The 15,301-nt window shown below is 64.2% G+C and carries 17 protein-coding genes; 9 read left to right on the top strand and 8 right to left on the bottom strand.

Features of this window, described 5'->3' with window-relative positions; translation table 11 throughout:
- Positions 1-12: 12 nt before the first annotated feature.
- The 5 genes from HS968_RS04850 to HS968_RS04870 form a co-directional block, all read right to left on the bottom strand.
- Entirely contained in the window at positions 13-624 is a 612-nt protein-coding gene (locus HS968_RS04850) for a class I SAM-dependent methyltransferase (protein ID WP_182370408.1), read from the bottom strand.
- Complete coding sequence (locus HS968_RS04855) at positions 621-941, bottom strand: DUF5629 family protein (RefSeq protein WP_182370409.1); 321 nt, start codon at positions 939-941, stop codon at positions 621-623. Before HS968_RS04855 ends, HS968_RS04850 begins: the two co-directional genes overlap by 4 nt.
- A 4-nt stretch (positions 942-945) precedes the next feature.
- On the bottom strand, positions 946-1,587 hold the full coding sequence (locus HS968_RS04860) for an oxidoreductase (RefSeq protein ID WP_182370410.1): 642 nt from the start codon (positions 1,585-1,587) through the stop codon (positions 946-948).
- A 40-nt stretch (positions 1,588-1,627) separates the two neighbouring features.
- Positions 1,628-3,352 carry a C13 family peptidase gene (locus HS968_RS04865; protein WP_182370411.1) on the bottom strand — a complete coding sequence of 575 codons (1,725 nt, stop codon included), beginning with the start codon at positions 3,350-3,352 and terminating at the stop codon, positions 1,628-1,630.
- Between the two features lie 132 nt (positions 3,353-3,484).
- On the bottom strand, positions 3,485-3,940 hold the full coding sequence (locus tag HS968_RS04870; RefSeq protein WP_119694831.1) for a MaoC family dehydratase: 456 nt from the start codon (positions 3,938-3,940) through the stop codon (positions 3,485-3,487).
- A gap of 233 nt (positions 3,941-4,173) precedes the next feature.
- Here HS968_RS04870 and HS968_RS04875 point away from each other — a divergent pair, with 233 nt between their 5' ends.
- From HS968_RS04875 to HS968_RS04885, 3 genes are read left to right on the top strand one after another with little or no spacing between them, the layout of a single operon-like run.
- The gene (locus HS968_RS04875) at positions 4,174-4,533 is read left to right on the top strand and encodes a CidA/LrgA family protein (protein ID WP_106738884.1); all 360 of its coding nucleotides are present in this window, start codon (positions 4,174-4,176) and stop codon (positions 4,531-4,533) included.
- The gene (locus HS968_RS04880) at positions 4,530-5,246 is read left to right on the top strand and encodes an LrgB family protein (RefSeq protein ID WP_119694830.1); all 717 of its coding nucleotides are present in this window, start codon (positions 4,530-4,532) and stop codon (positions 5,244-5,246) included. Before HS968_RS04875 ends, HS968_RS04880 begins: the two co-directional genes overlap by 4 nt.
- A 57-nt stretch (positions 5,247-5,303) precedes the next feature.
- The gene (locus tag HS968_RS04885; protein ID WP_182370412.1) at positions 5,304-5,891 is read left to right on the top strand and encodes an LON peptidase substrate-binding domain-containing protein; all 588 of its coding nucleotides are present in this window, start codon (positions 5,304-5,306) and stop codon (positions 5,889-5,891) included.
- 113 nt (positions 5,892-6,004) lie between these two features.
- Here the strand turns inward: HS968_RS04885 and HS968_RS04890 are convergent, their stop codons facing one another.
- Entirely contained in the window at positions 6,005-7,321 is a 1,317-nt protein-coding gene (locus HS968_RS04890) for a bifunctional DedA family/phosphatase PAP2 family protein (RefSeq protein ID WP_182370413.1), read from the bottom strand.
- Positions 7,318-8,034, bottom strand: a complete 717-nt coding sequence (locus HS968_RS04895) for a DNA-3-methyladenine glycosylase (protein ID WP_182370414.1) — start codon at positions 8,032-8,034, stop codon at positions 7,318-7,320. The genes HS968_RS04890 and HS968_RS04895 overlap by 4 nt, the downstream gene beginning before the upstream one ends.
- Positions 8,035-8,099: 65 nt before the next feature.
- On the opposite strand from HS968_RS04895, the gene HS968_RS04900 reads away from it, so the two are divergent.
- Positions 8,100-8,954: a class I SAM-dependent methyltransferase gene (locus HS968_RS04900; RefSeq protein ID WP_182370415.1), complete on the top strand. Its 855-nt coding sequence runs from the start codon at positions 8,100-8,102 to the stop codon at positions 8,952-8,954.
- A gap of 65 nt (positions 8,955-9,019) precedes the next feature.
- Here HS968_RS04900 and HS968_RS04905 read toward each other — a convergent pair whose 3' ends face one another.
- A complete protein-coding gene (locus HS968_RS04905; protein WP_182370416.1) occupies positions 9,020-10,249 on the bottom strand; it encodes an alpha/beta fold hydrolase in 1,230 nt (409 codons plus the stop codon).
- Between the two features lie 301 nt (positions 10,250-10,550).
- Between HS968_RS04905 and HS968_RS04910 the strand changes: the two genes are divergently transcribed.
- The 5 genes from HS968_RS04910 (at position 10,551) to mrdA (ending at position 15,297) form a co-directional block, all read left to right on the top strand.
- A complete protein-coding gene (locus HS968_RS04910) occupies positions 10,551-11,816 on the top strand; it encodes a glutamate-5-semialdehyde dehydrogenase (protein WP_106738890.1) in 1,266 nt (421 codons plus the stop codon).
- Positions 11,817-12,491 (top strand): nicotinate-nucleotide adenylyltransferase, encoded by a 675-nt coding sequence (gene nadD, locus HS968_RS04915; RefSeq protein ID WP_106738891.1) that lies wholly within the window; start codon positions 11,817-11,819, stop codon positions 12,489-12,491.
- A 67-nt stretch (positions 12,492-12,558) separates the two neighbouring features.
- Positions 12,559-12,912 carry a ribosome silencing factor gene (gene rsfS / locus HS968_RS04920; RefSeq protein WP_106742965.1) on the top strand — a complete coding sequence of 118 codons (354 nt, stop codon included), beginning with the start codon at positions 12,559-12,561 and terminating at the stop codon, positions 12,910-12,912.
- 9 nt (positions 12,913-12,921) lie between these two features.
- Positions 12,922-13,389 carry a 23S rRNA (pseudouridine(1915)-N(3))-methyltransferase RlmH gene (rlmH, locus tag HS968_RS04925; RefSeq protein ID WP_182370417.1) on the top strand — a complete coding sequence of 156 codons (468 nt, stop codon included), beginning with the start codon at positions 12,922-12,924 and terminating at the stop codon, positions 13,387-13,389.
- An 18-nt stretch (positions 13,390-13,407) separates the two neighbouring features.
- Positions 13,408-15,297 (top strand): penicillin-binding protein 2, encoded by a 1,890-nt coding sequence (gene mrdA, locus HS968_RS04930; protein WP_106738893.1) that lies wholly within the window; start codon positions 13,408-13,410, stop codon positions 15,295-15,297.
- Positions 15,298-15,301 lie beyond the last annotated feature (4 nt).

Below are 15,301 nucleotides of genomic sequence, written 5' to 3' on the forward strand. Positions count from 1 at the left end.
CGGGTTTGAAACTCAGTCAGCCCACCCGCGATAAACGTGGGTCATCGGCCGTGGCCCCTTGAGGTAGCCGGTTTCCAACTGGCGGATATGAAAGCCGCCGGCAGCGATCAGCGCGGGTATGTCGCGATCCAGGTGGCAGCCGCCGGCCAGCGGTTTCCACAGCGGCGTCAGGCGCTTTTGCCAGCGCACCACTGGCAGATCCGGCGCCAGGCCATGTTCGCAGAACAGCAGGCGCCCGCCGGGCTTGAGCACGCGGCGCATCTCGCGTAGGGCGGCGACCGCGTCGGGGATGGTGCACAGGGTGAAGGTGCAGACAATATCATCGAAGCAGGCGTCCGCCGCCTGAATCTGCCCCAGCTCCAGGGCGATCATCTCCACCGGCATTTGGCAGCGTGCGGCGCGCTCACGGGCCAGGCGCTGCATGGCGGCGGACGGGTCGACCCCGACCACCACCTCGACCCGCTGCGGGTCGTAGAAGCCCAGGTTCAGGCCGCTGCCGATACCGATCTCCAGCACGCGTCCGCTCGCCAGCGGCACGAGCTGCGAACGTGCCTTCATCACCGCGCCCATGCCGCAGGCGAAGTCGATCAGGTGCGGCAGCACGTGGCGCTCGTAGAGGTTCATGGAGCTTCGTCGTCATCCTCGTCGTCGAGGTTGTCGCCCCGGAAGGCGGCGAAGCATTTCAACTGGTGGGTGCCATGGGCATCGTCGAGCGTCCAGGCGTCGCTGCTGGCGTCATGACGGGCCGCGCGTACCGCGCTCAGGCTGAATTGCCAGCGGCGGGTGGTACGGCCATCGATGCATTCGATCCATAGCAGTGGCTGCGTGGCGTCGGCGTCTGGTTGTTGCAGCAGGTCGTCATCCAGCTCGAACTGCCAGGCATGCAGGCCATCGATTTCCAGCATGTCGGCGCCTTGCAGCGCCTCGATCAGGGTGGTCATGAAGTCAGCGTCCCAGGCGGCGAAGGTCGGAGGAGTCGATCACGCGGATGCCGTTCTGCTCTTCCAGTGCCAGACGCCAGAGCGCACGCGCCAGGGCGCAGGCGTCGATGCCGCGGTACTTGCCTGGCAGCCAGCGCAGCAGCGGTGCGGCGAGGCGTTCGCCGAGGCGGAAGTCATGTCGGGTGCCGAGTAGCAGAGAAGGGCGGGCGATGGTCAGTTGCGGCCAGCCCATGGCTTTCAGCGCTTCTTCGGTTTCACCTTTGACTCGGTTGTAGAACACCGAGGATTGCGGGTTGGCGCCGAGCGCGCTGATTACCACCAGGTGGCGTGCGCCCAGTTCACGGGCGCGGCGGGCGAAGGCCAGCACCAGGTCGTAATCGACGGCGCGGAAGGCTTCCTGTGAGCCGGCCTGCTTGATGGTGGTGCCGAGGCAGCAGAAGGCGGTATCCACCTCGCCCGACAGGGTCGGCAACAGGGTGGCCAGGTCGCCTACCGGGTTTTCCAGATGTGGGTGAGCGGCCAGCGGACGACGTGTCGGTGCCAGCACGCGACTCACCGTCGGCTCGCTGAGCAGGCGGTCGAGCAGGTGTTCGCCGGTAAGACCGGTGGCGCCGGCGATGAGGATGTGCTGCGGGGTCAGGTGCATTCGATTGTCTCTTGTCCGTTACAACTGAGCTTAGCAGTCGCTATTCGTTTGCGGTGGGGCTGGCTGCGGCACTGAGTGCGCGTTCGGCCTGACTCTGGCGCAGGCTGCGCCAGTGCTGGAGCACCCCACGGGGCGCCCAGATCTGCGGTTCGGAGGGTTCGAAACCGTCGCTCTGCTCGCGCTCGGCAACGCGTTCCTTGGCCAGTTCGAAGGCGCGCTCAAGGTTGTCGGTTTCGGCCAGCGCTTCGGCGAACAGGGCTCGACCGAAATAGGTGAAATCGTTTTCTTCGCTGCAGCCGAAGGATACCCGGTCAGCCCGCGCGGCAGTCATCACCAGGGTTTTCTCGTCTTTCAGTGGCGGGATGAAACCGCCGGAATAGCAGGCAGAGATCACCACCACCTTGTTGCGATCCTTCAGCGGGGCGAGTAGCGCGGCCAGTTCGCTGGCGGGCAGATCGGCCAGTTGCAGGCGTGGCTGGTCGAGATTGAGTTCATGCCGGCGCGAGCCATGGCTGGTCAGGTAGATGAATACCAGGTCTTCCTCGCCGGTGCGCTCGGCCAGTGCCTGGACGACGCGGGTGAGATTCTCGCGGGTAGCCAGTGGGCGGTCGGCCATATGGTCGCGGTGGTTGACCAGCGTGACGCTGGCATAGGCGCCGAAGCGTTCGCGCATCAACTGGCTGACGTAATCGGCTTCGCGCATGAACACGCTCTGCTTGCCATCGCCGGCCAGGGTCAGGGCGTAGAGTTCGCGCGCCGGCGTGGAGGTCGGAATGGCCGCGATGGTTTCGTCGAGCAGGTGCCCCTGTCGCAGCAGGCCCAGTTCCAGGGTGTCGGCAACAGGTTGCCCCTGTTCGTCGCGGATCAGGCGACCGCGTTGCCAGGTGCCGCTCTGGCGCGTGCCGTCGGCCTGTGTCAGGGTGCCTTCGCCGCTGTATTCACCGGCGGCGAAGTGACCCTGGTAGACAGTGCCATCGGCCAGCGTCAGCAGGCCTTCGCCCTGATAACGCCAGTCCTCGAACTGGCCGAGATAGCGGCTGCCGTCACTGCCGTTGTAGGCACCGCTGCCTTGCATCACACCATCGACGAATTCGCCGGCCCAGACATCGCCGTCGGCGCTCTGGTAGCGGCCCTTGCCGTGAAACTCGTTATTGCGGAAATCGCCACTGTAGTTATCGCCATCGGCACCGGTGTAGTTGCCCTGGCCATTGAGCGCACCCTGGCTGAACAGCCCGCTGTACTGGTTGCCATAGGCATCGGTACGAACGCCCTGGCCTTCGGGCGCGCCTGCTACGAACTGACCCTGGAAGCTGCTGCCATCGGGCATTTCGAGTCTGCCCAGGCCATGGAAACGATCATTGAGAAACTCGCCCTGATAGCGCTGGCCACCCTGTTCCAGCAGGCCTTCACCACTGAAACGGTTGCGCTCGAAGCCGCCCTGATAACGGCTGCCATCGCTGTAGGTCAGGGTGCCCTGGCCGTGGAACATGCCTTCGTGGAAATCCCCCTGATAATGCTCGCCGCCCGGCCCTTGCCATTCGCCGGCGCCTTCGAGCATGCCGTCCTTGAACGGGCCGACGAACCAGCTGCCATTGCGGTAATCCAGGCGACCCGGGCCTTGCAGCAAGCCATCGACCACTTCGCCGCGGTACTGGCCACCGTCGGGCAGAATCGCGTCCGGCGGCAGCACCTTGCTCACGTCGTCACAGGCGACGAGCAGTAGGCTCAGGCAAAGAGGGGCGAGGCGCAGGGTAGGCGAGATCATCAGGACGTCCAAGTCTAAGCATCGGCACGCAGTATGCCGCAAGCGCGACTGGCGGCGCAGATGCGCCGCACAGTTGCAGGTATGAGGACGTTATCGCTGCTGGCGCGGCGCGTCGTCAACCGGTGGGGAGGATCAGACGAAGCAGAGGGTCAGCGGCTCGGCGATGTAGGCCGGTTTCTCCTGGCCTTCGATCTCCAGTACCGCGCGGGCCTTGAGCAGCCACTGGCCGGGGTTCTTCTCGTTGGCGTCAGTCAGGGTTACCACCAGGCGCACCTTGGAGTTGACCTTGACCGGCTGGATGAAGCGCACGCTGTCCAGGCCGTAGTTGACCGCCATTTTCAGGCCTTGCGGCATGATCATGATCTTTTCCATCAGCATCGGTACCAGCGACAGCGACAGGAAGCCATGGGCGATGGTGGTGCCGAAGGGGGTCAGTTTGGCTTTTTCCGGATCGACGTGGATGAACTGGTGGTCGCCAGTGCACTCGGCAAACTGGTTGATGCGCTCTTGGTCAATGGTCAGCCACTCGGACTTGCCGAGTTCCTTGCCAACATAGTCCTTGAGTTCTGCTACGGGTACTGACGGCATAGTTCCTCCTTGAGGACGCGGGTGTTTTTGTTGTGTGCGTGGAACCGTTGTGGGCTAGATCATCATGGGCACGGCATGGGGTCAAGCCCGCCCCGTCGCACGAATGGCACGTCATAGAAAAGGCAATCAGGAGGCCAACAGCCCTATAATGGCCGACATGCCCTCAAGGATGCCCGGAATCCCCTTTATCAATGGTGATGACGGCCGTCGCTCGTCTTTTGGAGACCTCAATCATGCTGCTTCGCGGCCTGTCCTGGCTGGTGCTGTGTCAGTTGCTCGGTACCGTTCTCAATGCGTTGCTGCTGCCCATGCTGCCGGGGCCGATCATTGGCATGCTGCTGTTGTTCGTGTTCCTGCTGGTGCGCGGTGAGGTGGGTGAGCCGCTCAGCGTGGCCTCCAGCAGCCTGCTCAAGTACCTGCCGCTGATCCTGGTGCCACCGGCTGTGGGGGTGATGGCTTACGCCAGTGATATCGCCGAGGACTTCTGGGCCGTGGTCGGCGCCCTGGTGTTGTCACTGCTGATCTCGGTGGCGTTCGCGGGCTGGCTGATGCAGCGCCTGATCGACCGTCAGCAGCGTCGGGAGGAGGTATGAGTCTCGAATGGCACAACGCCTGGCAGGCGCTGACTCATCACCCGCTGTTCGGCATCGGCATCACCCTGGGTGCCTATCAACTGGCCATGGCCGCCTATGAGCGAACCCGCTGGGTGTTCCTTCAGCCGGTGCTGGTATCGATGCTCACGGTAATCGGCATCCTGCTGATCTGCGGCCTGGGCTTCACCGAGTACAAACGCAGCGTCGAAGCATTGACCCTGCTGCTCGGTCCGGCCACCGTCGCCCTGGCGGTGCCGCTGTTTCTCAACCTGCGACGCATCCGCCAGCTGTTCTGGCCGATCCTGATTACCCTGATCGTGGCCGGCACGCTGGCCACTGCGTTGGGCGCCGGTCTGGCCTGGCTGTTCGGCGCCGAACAACTGATGCTCAAGAGCATGGCGCCGAAATCGGTGACCTCGCCCATCGCCATGCTGGTGGCTGACCAGATCGGCGGTATCGCAGCGCTGGCCGCGGTATTCGTGATGATCACCGGGGTTATCGGCGCCATCGTCGGCCCGTCGGTGCTGCGCCTGTGCCGTGTCCATCACCCAGCGGCAGTTGGGCTGGCGCTTGGCATCAGCGCCCACGCGGTGGGCACTGCGCGTGCCTTGCAGGAAAGCGACGAATGCGGCGCTTTCGCCGCTCTGGCCATGAGTCTGATGGGGGTGATTACCGCGGTGCTGTTGCCGCTGGTGTTCGTCCTGCTGCTGTAAAGCCGCGAGCTCAGCTGGCACACTGCGGCACGTTCTCCCGTTGAAGGCGTACGCCCGATGAATCTGCCGCTGTTCCCGCTCAATACCGTGTTGTTTCCAGGCTGCATGCTCGATCTGCAGATTTTCGAGGCGCGTTATCTGGACATGATCAGCCGTTGCATGAAGCAGGGCAGCGGTTTTGGTGTGGTCTGCATCGTCGAAGGCGACGAGGTCGGTGAGGCTGCCAGCCGTTTTGCCGCTGTCGGCTGCGAGGCCATGGTGCGTGATTTTCAGCAACGTCCCAATGGCTTGCTGGGCATTCGTGTCGAGGGCGGCCGCCGCTTCAAGGTGGAGCGCGCCCAGGTCTTGCCGGATCAGTTGACCATCGCCGACGTGCAGTGGCTCGACGAGCAGGAAGAACGCCCGCTGTTGGGCGAGCATGCCGACCTGGCCGCATTGCTCACCGCCCTGGCACAGCATCCGCTGGTAGAGGGGTTGGGCATGGCCGGTATGCCCAGCGGCCAGTTGCAACTGGCCAACCAGCTCGCCTATCTGTTGCCGCTGGAGCCGGGGCAGAAGCTGCAACTGCTGCAACTGGACGATCCCGAGCAGCGCTTGACTCAGTTGCAGGCCATGGTGGAACAGCTGCAGGGCGACGCTTCGTAGGGCGCCAGTGCCGCGGGCACTGAAATGTTGGCGCCATCGTCACAGGTGCGCACGGCGCACCCTACAACGCTATCCGTGCCAGGCCCAGGCCTTGTCTGTGGGCGTGATTCTGTTCAATAGCTGTAACGCAGCAAGGTGGCGGACAGCTGCCAGGTGACCATGGCTCCGAGCAGCGCGGTGCACGCCGGTATCACCAGCCACCATACCTTCGCCGGCAACGGTTGCATCGGCGCCGCGCGCTGGATCAGCGCCAGGCTGAGCGCGCAACTGGTGGCCGCCACCAGCGCGCCAGCGATGATGTCGCTGGGCCAATGCACGCCCAGGTATACCCGCGACAGGGCGATGGCCAAGGCCGGCAGGCAGGCCACTAACAGCCAGGTCAGTCGCGTGCGTGCAGCGCTGCCGCGACCAGCCAGAATGCCCAGTGCGAGAAAGAAGGCAAACGCCGCCGAGCTGTGCCCGCTGGGCAGGCTGTAGCTTTCCAGCGGTTGTAGCAGTACGTCCGGGCGGGAGCGGGCCAGCAGGTTCTTCAGCACGGTGGTGGCGGTCGAGGCGAGCAGCAGGCAACCGCCGACGAACAATCCTGCCTGCCAACGGCGCGCAGCGAGCAGAAGCACTACCAGCAGGACGCCGACCGCAAACTGGATATGGAAATCACCGAAACGGGTGATGAACACCACGATGGGGTCGAAGGCGGCGCTGCGCTCGTCCTGTACCAGTGTCATCAGGCCCTGGTCGAGGCTGTCCAGATGGGGGAAGCCGATCAGCATCGCGGCCAGGGCGGCGGCGCCGAGCAAGGCGGCGAGGCTGGCGCTCCAGCGGCGCTCGCGCAGGCTGGCCTGCATGATCAGCAGCAACATCACCGCGAGGGTGGCGCTGACGATACCGGCGGCGCCCCAGAAACCTTCCGGCAAGGGCAGACGCAGTGCGGCGCCCGTAGCCCAACCAGGGAGCATGTAGGCGACCGCCCAACCGGCAGCGGCGAGCATGCTGACCAGGGCGAAGCGCACGGCCGGCATGTCCAGCATGCCTGCCACCAGTGGCAGCATCGGGCGCAGCGGGCCGATATAGCGGCCCACCAGCAGGCTGATCACGCCATAGCGCTGGAAATAGTTTTCCGCACCGCTCAGCCATTGCGGGTGATCGCGCAGTACGGGCAGGCGCCGAATGCCCTGGTGAAAACGTCGACCGAGGCCATAGGAAATCGCGTCGCCGAGCAGACCTCCGGTGTAGGCGAGCAGCAGCGTTTGCCACAGTTCCAGTGCGCCGCTGCCAGCCAGTACTGCGAGGCTGAACAGCACCACGGTGCCGGGGATGATGATGCCGGCTACCGCCAGGCATTCCAGGCAGGCGACGAGGAAGATGGCCAGGGCCAGCCAGTGCGGGCTGCCCTGCAGCCAGGTGGTCATGCTGTCGAACCATTGCATCATGGTTGGGTAGGCTCCAGCGCATGCAGTTGATAGTCGTGTCCTTCGACCTGGCCTCGACGCAAAGGGTTGCGTGTGCAGTGGCGTGCGTAGGCCGCATCGACGAAACGATAGGGCAGGTGTTCGTCGCGGCCCTGCGGAATCCCCAGGCGCGCGCATTGCACGATGTGCCCCGGGCGTTCGCCGACGTCATCGACGAACAGCCGGGTCGGGTCGAAGCGGCGTGCGTCCCAGTCCGGAACTTTCAGGCCCAGTGCCTTGCACAGCAAGGTCTGTCCGGCGCACAGCCGTTCGGCTGGGCGTGGCTGGCCAAGGCTGTCGGGATTGTTGCGTTGCATGGCGGCGAGAGACTCGGGGCCGCTGATGGCATCGATCCAGGGATGCCCTGATTTGATCAGTACCGCATTGCCAGGGCCATGGGCGCTGAAGTTCAGCGAGTCGCCACCACGGGCGTAGTACATATAGATGTGCCCGCCACCTTCGAACAGTGCCTTGCGCTTCTCCGTGTAGCCGAGCGAGGCATGGCTGCCTTTGTCGACCAGGTAATAGGCCTCGGTCTCGATGATCCGGGCGCTGAGCCAGAGGGCTCCGACGCGGTGGCGGATCACCTTGCCGAGCAGCTCGCGCGCCACCAACTGTGCATCGCGGTCGAAGAAGGCATCGGGCAATGGCCTGGCACCTGGCCAGGGCAAACTAAGGGTGGGTTCGGCGGGCATGATCTGTCGAAGCATCTCGCAGCGTTCTAATCTGGGGTCGCGAGCATAAAACAAGAGCCTTAAAAATGCCTGAACGCGCCCGAACCAGTAGTGCTCATATCAGCCCTTCGGCGCACTACACCGGCTATGTCTGGTATCGCCATCGCTTGGCCGACCCGGCATTCGTCACTGGCTTCGGGCGCTTCGTGCACAAGCTGTTGTGGCCTGTTACCTGGGGCGCGCGGGCGGGTTTCGGCCTGGATATCGAGGCGCTTCTGCTGCAGCGTCATTTGCAGATCGACGCGCAACTGCGTGCGGCCATCGAGCAGGGCGGTGTTCGCCAGGTGGTGGAGATCGCCTGTGGCCTGTCGCCGCGTGGTCGTCGTTTCTGTACGCGTTATCCACATCTGCAGTACCTCGAGGCCGACCTGCCGGCCATGGCTGCGCGCAAACGTCTGCTGCTGCATGGCGAGGGCTGGCTGGATGGCCGTCATCAGGTGTGTGCGGTGGATATCCTTGCCGAGCGTGGTAATCAGCGTCTGGCGGCACTGTTCGCCGAGCTTGATCACAGTCAGCCGGTGGTGGTGATCACCGAGGGATTGGTCAACTACTTCCCGCTGGCGTTGATCGAGGGCTTCTGGAGCCGCCTTGCTGCTGAATTGCGCGGATTCTCCCAGGGTATCTACCTGACCGAACTCTATCCCGATCTGCATGAGCACCCGCGTTATCGCCAGTTGCGCTGGGGCGTCGAGCTGATCGGTCGGCTGACCCGTGGCAGCTACCCGCTGCATTATCGCGATCACGCGGAAATCGTGGCGGGCTTCCAGCGCTGCGGATTCGATCAGGTGCAGGTGCTCGACCCCAGTGCCGATGCGGTGAGCCTCGGCCTGCCGGCGACGCGCCTACCCGGTCTGGTGCGGGTGATTCAAGCGCAGGTCTAGCCCGTACGCGACTCCAGCCGTAGCCCGGATGCAATCCGGGGCAGATTGTCTGGGCTGTATCCAGGTTATGCGCAGGCCGCTGCCGGTAGCGGTGCCGGGTGGATCAGCTCGGCCAGCGCCAGGCTGGCTTCGGCATCGGTATGTGGGAAAACGAAGGCCAGATCCTGCTGCTCATGGCGCAGCGGCAACAGGTGTTGAGGCGGCAGATCGCCTATCTGCAGTTGCCAGCCGCGCCTTGGCAACACGGCGGGCAGGTCGGCCTGCAATAGCCCGCCAAAGAAGCCCAGTTCGCGCAATTCTACCGGCCATCGTTGGCCTTCGGCGTGCCGCAGCCATGCCTGGCGCTGCCGCGGCGCCAGGCGTGGTTCGGTGCGTTTCTCCAGGGAAAGCAACTGCTCGAACGGCAGGCGGGTGCTGCCTGGACTGCGTAATGGCAGTGGGCGTTGATTGAGAAAGGGGCGATAGAGCGCTGCGCAGGCCTCGCGCCGTTCGAACTGGGCGAGATGGTCTGCCTGGTGAATCAGGGCGCATTCACCCTGACGGCAGGCCGCAGCGAAATGCGCGTGCTCCCAGGGTTGAGTGAAATGATCGTGCTCGCCGGCCAATACCAGTGTCGGGCACTGCGGATGCTCGATGAAGCCGCCGAACGCCAGCAGGCGCCGGCTGTTCTGCCGATAGCGCTCCACCTCGGCTGGGCTCAGGCGCTGGATCTGCCGCAGCAACGCCTTGCGAAACACCGGAGATATGCCGGTGTCGTTCAGGTGTAACGGATTGAGCAACCCTGTCAGGGCGCCCTGGGCGAATTCCGCCGTGCGACCTTCATCGAGCAGGGCCAGGCCCTCTTCCAGCATCAGGCGGGCGCCGGGGCGGCCGAAGGCGGTGATGCCTGCGAGCAAAAGACGAGCGCAGCGTTGCGGATGCCGAGCGGCGAACAGCGCGGCCAGTGCCGAGCCGTAAGACAGGCCAATGGGCATCAGCGGCGGTAGCTGCAATTGTTCGGCGAAGCCTGCGATCAGATCAGCCAACTGTTCCAGGGCAAGCTCCGGTGCCAGTTGCAGGTTGCCGCCCTGGCTGGGCAGGTCGAGCAGGATGACCGGGTGCGTGGTGAGCAGTTCGTCGACCTCGGCAGCGAAGGAGCGAAAGCTCTGAAAGGCGCCGCCCAACAGCAGTACGGGCTGGCGAGTGTCGCGCTGGCGGGTCGAATAGGCCTGGTAATGCAGGCGCCAGCCGGCGATATCCACGACGGAGGGCGGTGCGGCCAGCAGGGCGGTGCTGTAGTCGGTGCGGTAATGCATGGCGTGGGCACTCCGGCGTTTTTATTGTTATCGGGGCAGCGGCTTACAGCGCCGGGGGTTCTTGCCTGAGCAAGCTGAGTTTGAAGGTAAACATTGCGACGGCTTTTGTTTACCCAACCTTCGGGCGGCCTTTTGCCATGAGTGTCACCGTCACCCACGCAAGGCTTCTGCGGCGCGCCTGTCGGCGTTACTGGCAGTGCTCGATGGACGCCCTGTCTACCGCTTGCCAGACGCCGCTGGGCGTGGCCTCGCGAGCCCGCTATAATCAGCCCCTTTTTCCAATTGCCAGACCTCCGCCGCCATGACCGAGTCCGTGCACGACTACATGACCCGCCTGGGCCAGGCTGCCCGCCAGGCTTCGCGGGTGCTCGCCCGTGCCAGCACCGCGCAGAAGAACCGCGCGCTGCAGGCCGCTGCCAATGCCCTCGACGCCGCTCGCGCCGAGCTGACTGCCGCCAATGAACTGGATTTGAGCGCTGCGCGCGCCAGTGGCCTGGAACCGGCCATGGTCGACCGCCTGGCGCTGACCCCGAAGGTCATCGACGGCATGATCGAAGGTCTGCGCCAGGTGGCTACGCTGCCCGACCCGATTGGCGAGATCCAGGACATGCGCTACCTGCCTTCCGGCATCCAGGTCGGTCGCATGCGCGTGCCGCTGGGCGTGATCGGCATCATCTACGAGTCGCGCCCGAACGTGACCATCGATGCTGCCAGCCTGTGCCTGAAGTCCGGCAACGCCACCATCCTGCGTGGTGGTTCGGAAGCCATTCATTCCAACCAGGCGATTGCCCGCTGCATCCAGCAGGGCCTGGCCGAGGCCGACCTGCCGGCCGCTGCCGTGCAGGTGGTGGAAACCACTGATCGCGCTGCCGTCGGCGAGCTGATCAGCATGCCGGCCTTCGTCGACGTGATCGTGCCGCGTGGCGGCAAGGGCCTGATCGAGCGTATCAGCCGCGACGCCAAGGTGCCGGTGATCAAGCATCTGGACGGTGTCTGCCATGTCTATGTCGACATCGCCGCCGACATCGACAAGGCCATCCGCGTCTGCGACAACGCCAAGACCCAGCGCTACTCGCCCTGCAATGCCATGGAAACCTTGCTGGTTCATTCCGCCATCGCGGCTCGTGTGCTGCCGCCGCTGGCCGCCATCTACCGTGACAAGGGTGTGGAGCTGCGTGGCGATGCTGCGACGCGCGAGCTGCTTGGCAGTGATGTGCTGGAGGCCAGCGAGGACGACTGGTTTGCCGAGTACAACGCGCCGATCCTGGCGATTCGCATCGTCGACTCCCTGGATGCTGCCATCGAGCACATCAACCACTACGGCTCGCAGCACACCGATTCGATCATCACCGAGAACTTCAGTGACGCGCGGCGCTTCCTCACCGAGGTGGATTCCGCCTCGGTGATGGTCAATGCCTCCACCCGTTTCGCCGATGGTTTCGAGTACGGCCTGGGTGCGGAGATCGGTATCTCCACCGACAAGCTGCATGCGCGTGGGCCGGTGGGTCTGGATGGGCTGACCAGCCAGAAATACGTGGTCTTTGGCGATGGACACATTCGCACCTAAATGAAGCGTACTGACGCCCAGAGTCACGGCGCCCGACGTATTGGCCTGCTTGGCGGTACCTTCAACCCGGTGCATATCGGCCACTTGCGTGCAGCGTTGGAGGTGGCCGAGTTCATGCTGCTCGACGAGCTGCGCCTGATACCCAGCGCGCGGCCGCCGCACCGGGAGGCGCCGCAAGCGACTGCCGAGCAGCGTCTGGCCATGGTGCAACTGGCGGTGGCCGATGAAGCGCAACTGACGGTCGATGACCGAGAGCTGCGCCGAGACAAACCGTCGTACACGGTCGACACCCTGGAATCGGTGCGCGCCGAGCTGGCGGAGGGCGATCAGCTGTATCTGCTGCTCGGCTGGGATGCCTTCTGCGGCCTGCCTGGCTGGCACCGCTGGGAGGAACTGCTCGATCACTGCCACCTGCTGGTGCTGCAACGGCCCGATGCCGACAGCGAGGCACCGGAGGCGCTGCGCGATCTGCTGGCGGCGCGCAGTGTCAGCGACCCGTTGAGTCTGAGCGGGGCAGGCGGGCAAATCAGTTTCATCTGGCAGACTCCGCTGGCGATTTCCGCCACGCAGATCCGCCAATTGCTGGCAACCGGTCGTTCGGCGCGCTATCTGCTGCCGGATGCGGTGCTTGCCTATATCCAGGCGCACGATCTGTACCGTGCGCCCAATGCTTGAAGCGTCGCGCCTGTCGCGTTGACGTCCATTACATGAGGCAAATGAGTCGAATATGAGTAAGCAAACCATGCCCAGCGCTGAGCTGGTCAAGATCGCCGTAGCGGCACTGGAAGAAATCAAGGCCACCGACATCACCGTCATCGACGTCAAGGAAAAGACCAGCATCACCGATTTCATGGTGATCGCCAGTGGTAGCTCGAGCCGTCAGGTCAAGTCGCTGGTGGAAAATGTGGTGGAGAAGGTCAAGGAGCAGGGCGTGCGCCCGATCGGCAGCGAAGGCCTGGACAGCGGCGAGTGGGCACTGCTCGACCTGGGCGACGTCGTCGTTCACGTCATGCTGCCGACCGCGCGTCAGTTCTACGACCTCGAGCGCCTGTGGCAGGGTGCCGAGCAGAGCCGCGCGCAACATTCGGCCGAGTAAGCGCAAACCGTGCGGATCAAACTGATCGCCGTCGGATCGCGAATGCCGCGTTGGGTCGAGGAAGGCTGGCAGGAGTACGTCAAGCGCCTGCCGGCCGAGCTGCCCCTGGAGCTGGTGGAGATCCCGCTGAATACCCGGGGCAAGAACGCCGATGTCGCGCGCCTGATCCGTCAGGAGGGTGAAGCCATGCTGAGCAAGGTGCAGCCTGGCGAACGTATCGTCACCCTCGAGGTCAATGGCAGGCCGTGGAGCACCGAGCAGTTGGCCGCGGAGCTGGATCGCTGGCGTCTGGACGCACGCAACGTCAACCTCATGGTCGGCGGCCCGGAAGGGCTGGCGCCGGAGGTATGCGCGCGTAGCGAACAGCGCTGGTCGCTGTCGCCACTGACCTTGCCGCATCCGCTGGTGCGTATTCTGCTCGGTGAGCAAATCTATCGGGCCTGGACCGTGCTGTCCGGCCACCCGTACCACAAGTGAAGTAGGCTCTGCCTAAAGATGCCCCAGCCGATTCGCCTCAAGGATCACGAAAAAGACGCACGCATGGTTCGGCGCCGTGTGCTGGTCGGGGGCGCTTTCATCCTGCTGCTGACGCTCGTGCTGATCATGCGCATGTATTACCTGCAGGTGATTCAGTATGAGCATCACAGCACCCTGGCGGAAAACAACCGTATCCACGTGCAGCCGATCCCGCCGACGCGCGGGCTGATTTTCGACCGCAATGGTGTGATCATCGCCGACAACCGGCCGAGCTTCAGCCTGACCGTGACGCGAGAGCGCGCCGGAGACTGGTTGCAGGTGCTCGATACCGTGGTCGAAGTGCTGGAGTTGACCGACGATGATCGGGCGCTGTTCGAGCGTCGCGTGCGCCAGGGGCGCCGTCCGTTCGAGCCGGTGCCTATCCTGTTCGAGTTGTCCGAGGAGCAGATCGCCCGTGTGGCGGTCAACCAGTTCCGCCTGCCGGGCGTCGAGGTGGCGGCGCAACTGGTGCGGCATTACCCGCAGCAGGAACACTTCGCGCATTCCGTCGGTTATGTCGGGCGTATCAACGAGCAGGAGCTCAAACGCATCGATCCGACCGATTACGCCGGCACGCACCATATCGGCAAGACCGGTATCGAACGTTTCTACGAAGATGAGCTGCACGGCGAGGTCGGTTACGAGGAAGTCGAGACCAACGCGCGTGGCCGCGTGTTGCGTGTGCTCAATCGCATCGACCCGAAACCGGGCAAGGACATCGTCCTCAGCCTCGACGTGAAGCTGCAGGAGGCCGCCGAGCATGCTCTGGGCGGCCGCCGGGGTGCGGTGGTGGCGATCGACCCGAACAACGGCGAAGTGTTGGCGATGGTCAGCCAGCCCAGCTTCGACCCCAACCCCTTCGTCACCGGCATCAGCTTCAAGGCCTATGGCGAGCTGCGTGATTCCATCGACCAGCCGCTCTACAACCGCGTGCTGCGCGGCCTTTACCCGCCCGGCTCGACGATCAAGCCGATGGTCGCTGTGTCCGGTCTCGATGCTGGCGTGGTCACGCCCACCTCGCGGGTGTTCGACCCCGGCTTCTATCAATTGCCCAATCACAGCCACAAGTACCGCAACTGGAACCGCACCGGTGACGGTTGGGTCGACCTCAACCTGGCCATCGCCCGCTCCAACGACACCTATTTCTACGATCTGGCGCACAAAATGGGCGTCGACCGCATGCATGACTACATGAGTCGCTTCGGCCTGGGTCAGCGGGTTTCGCTGGACATGTTCGAGGAAACCGCCGGGCTGATGCCTTCGCGCGACTGGAAGCGAGCTCGCTACCGCCAGCCCTGGTATCCGGGTGAGACCCTGATTCTCGGTATCGGCCAGGGCTATATGCAGACCACGCCGCTGCAACTGGCGCAGGCTACGGCGCTGATGGCCACGCGCGGCAAGTGGATTCGCCCACACCTGGCCAAGAGCATTGCCGGTCGCCTGCCCGTCGACCCCAATCCGATGCCGGATATCGTGCTGCGTGATCCGAAATTCTGGGATTACGGTATTCGCGGTATGGAAGAAGTGCTGCACGGCCCTCGTGGTACCGCGCGCAAGGTGGGCGACAGTTCGGTCTATCGCATCGCCGGCAAGAGCGGTACCGCGCAGGTGGTGGCGATCAAGCAGGGCGAGAAGTACGACCGCAACAAGGTGCAGGAGCGCCATCGCGACCATGCATTGTTCATAGGCTTCGCCCCGGCAGACAAGCCGCAGATCGCCGTGGCGGTCATGGTGGAAAACGGCGAATCCGGTTCCGGTGTCGCTGCCCCGGTGGTCAAGCAGGTGATGGACGCCTGGCTGCTGGATGAAAACGGTCAGCTCAAGGCTGAGTTCGCAGCGCCGAAGCCCACCGAGGTCAGTCAGCGATGAAGAG

It is taken from the genome of Pseudomonas berkeleyensis, from assembly GCF_014109765.1.
Lineage (GTDB): Bacteria > Pseudomonadota > Gammaproteobacteria > Pseudomonadales > Pseudomonadaceae > Aquipseudomonas > Aquipseudomonas berkeleyensis.

Coding starts and splice junctions, on each gene's coding strand:
- nadD (WP_106738891.1), top strand. CDS start 11,817: ATGAAGCGTACTGACGCCCAGAGTCACGGCGCCCGACGTATTGGCCTG.
- HS968_RS04850 (WP_182370408.1), bottom strand. CDS start 624: ATGAACCTCTACGAGCGCCACGTGCTGCCGCACCTGATCGACTTCGCC.
- HS968_RS04860 (WP_182370410.1), bottom strand. CDS start 1,587: ATGCACCTGACCCCGCAGCACATCCTCATCGCCGGCGCCACCGGTCTT.
- mrdA (WP_106738893.1), top strand. CDS start 13,408: ATGCCCCAGCCGATTCGCCTCAAGGATCACGAAAAAGACGCACGCATG.
- HS968_RS04885 (WP_182370412.1), top strand. CDS start 5,304: ATGAATCTGCCGCTGTTCCCGCTCAATACCGTGTTGTTTCCAGGCTGC.
- HS968_RS04855 (WP_182370409.1), bottom strand. CDS start 941: ATGACCACCCTGATCGAGGCGCTGCAAGGCGCCGACATGCTGGAAATC.
- HS968_RS04895 (WP_182370414.1), bottom strand. CDS start 8,034: ATGCCCGCCGAACCCACCCTTAGTTTGCCCTGGCCAGGTGCCAGGCCA.
- HS968_RS04880 (WP_119694830.1), top strand. CDS start 4,530: ATGAGTCTCGAATGGCACAACGCCTGGCAGGCGCTGACTCATCACCCG.
- HS968_RS04875 (WP_106738884.1), top strand. CDS start 4,174: ATGCTGCTTCGCGGCCTGTCCTGGCTGGTGCTGTGTCAGTTGCTCGGT.
- HS968_RS04890 (WP_182370413.1), bottom strand. CDS start 7,321: ATGATGCAATGGTTCGACAGCATGACCACCTGGCTGCAGGGCAGCCCG.
- HS968_RS04900 (WP_182370415.1), top strand. CDS start 8,100: ATGCCTGAACGCGCCCGAACCAGTAGTGCTCATATCAGCCCTTCGGCG.
- HS968_RS04865 (WP_182370411.1), bottom strand. CDS start 3,352: ATGATCTCGCCTACCCTGCGCCTCGCCCCTCTTTGCCTGAGCCTACTG.
- HS968_RS04870 (WP_119694831.1), bottom strand. CDS start 3,940: ATGCCGTCAGTACCCGTAGCAGAACTCAAGGACTATGTTGGCAAGGAA.
- HS968_RS04905 (WP_182370416.1), bottom strand. CDS start 10,249: ATGCATTACCGCACCGACTACAGCACCGCCCTGCTGGCCGCACCGCCC.
- HS968_RS04910 (WP_106738890.1), top strand. CDS start 10,551: ATGACCGAGTCCGTGCACGACTACATGACCCGCCTGGGCCAGGCTGCC.
- rsfS (WP_106742965.1), top strand. CDS start 12,559: ATGCCCAGCGCTGAGCTGGTCAAGATCGCCGTAGCGGCACTGGAAGAA.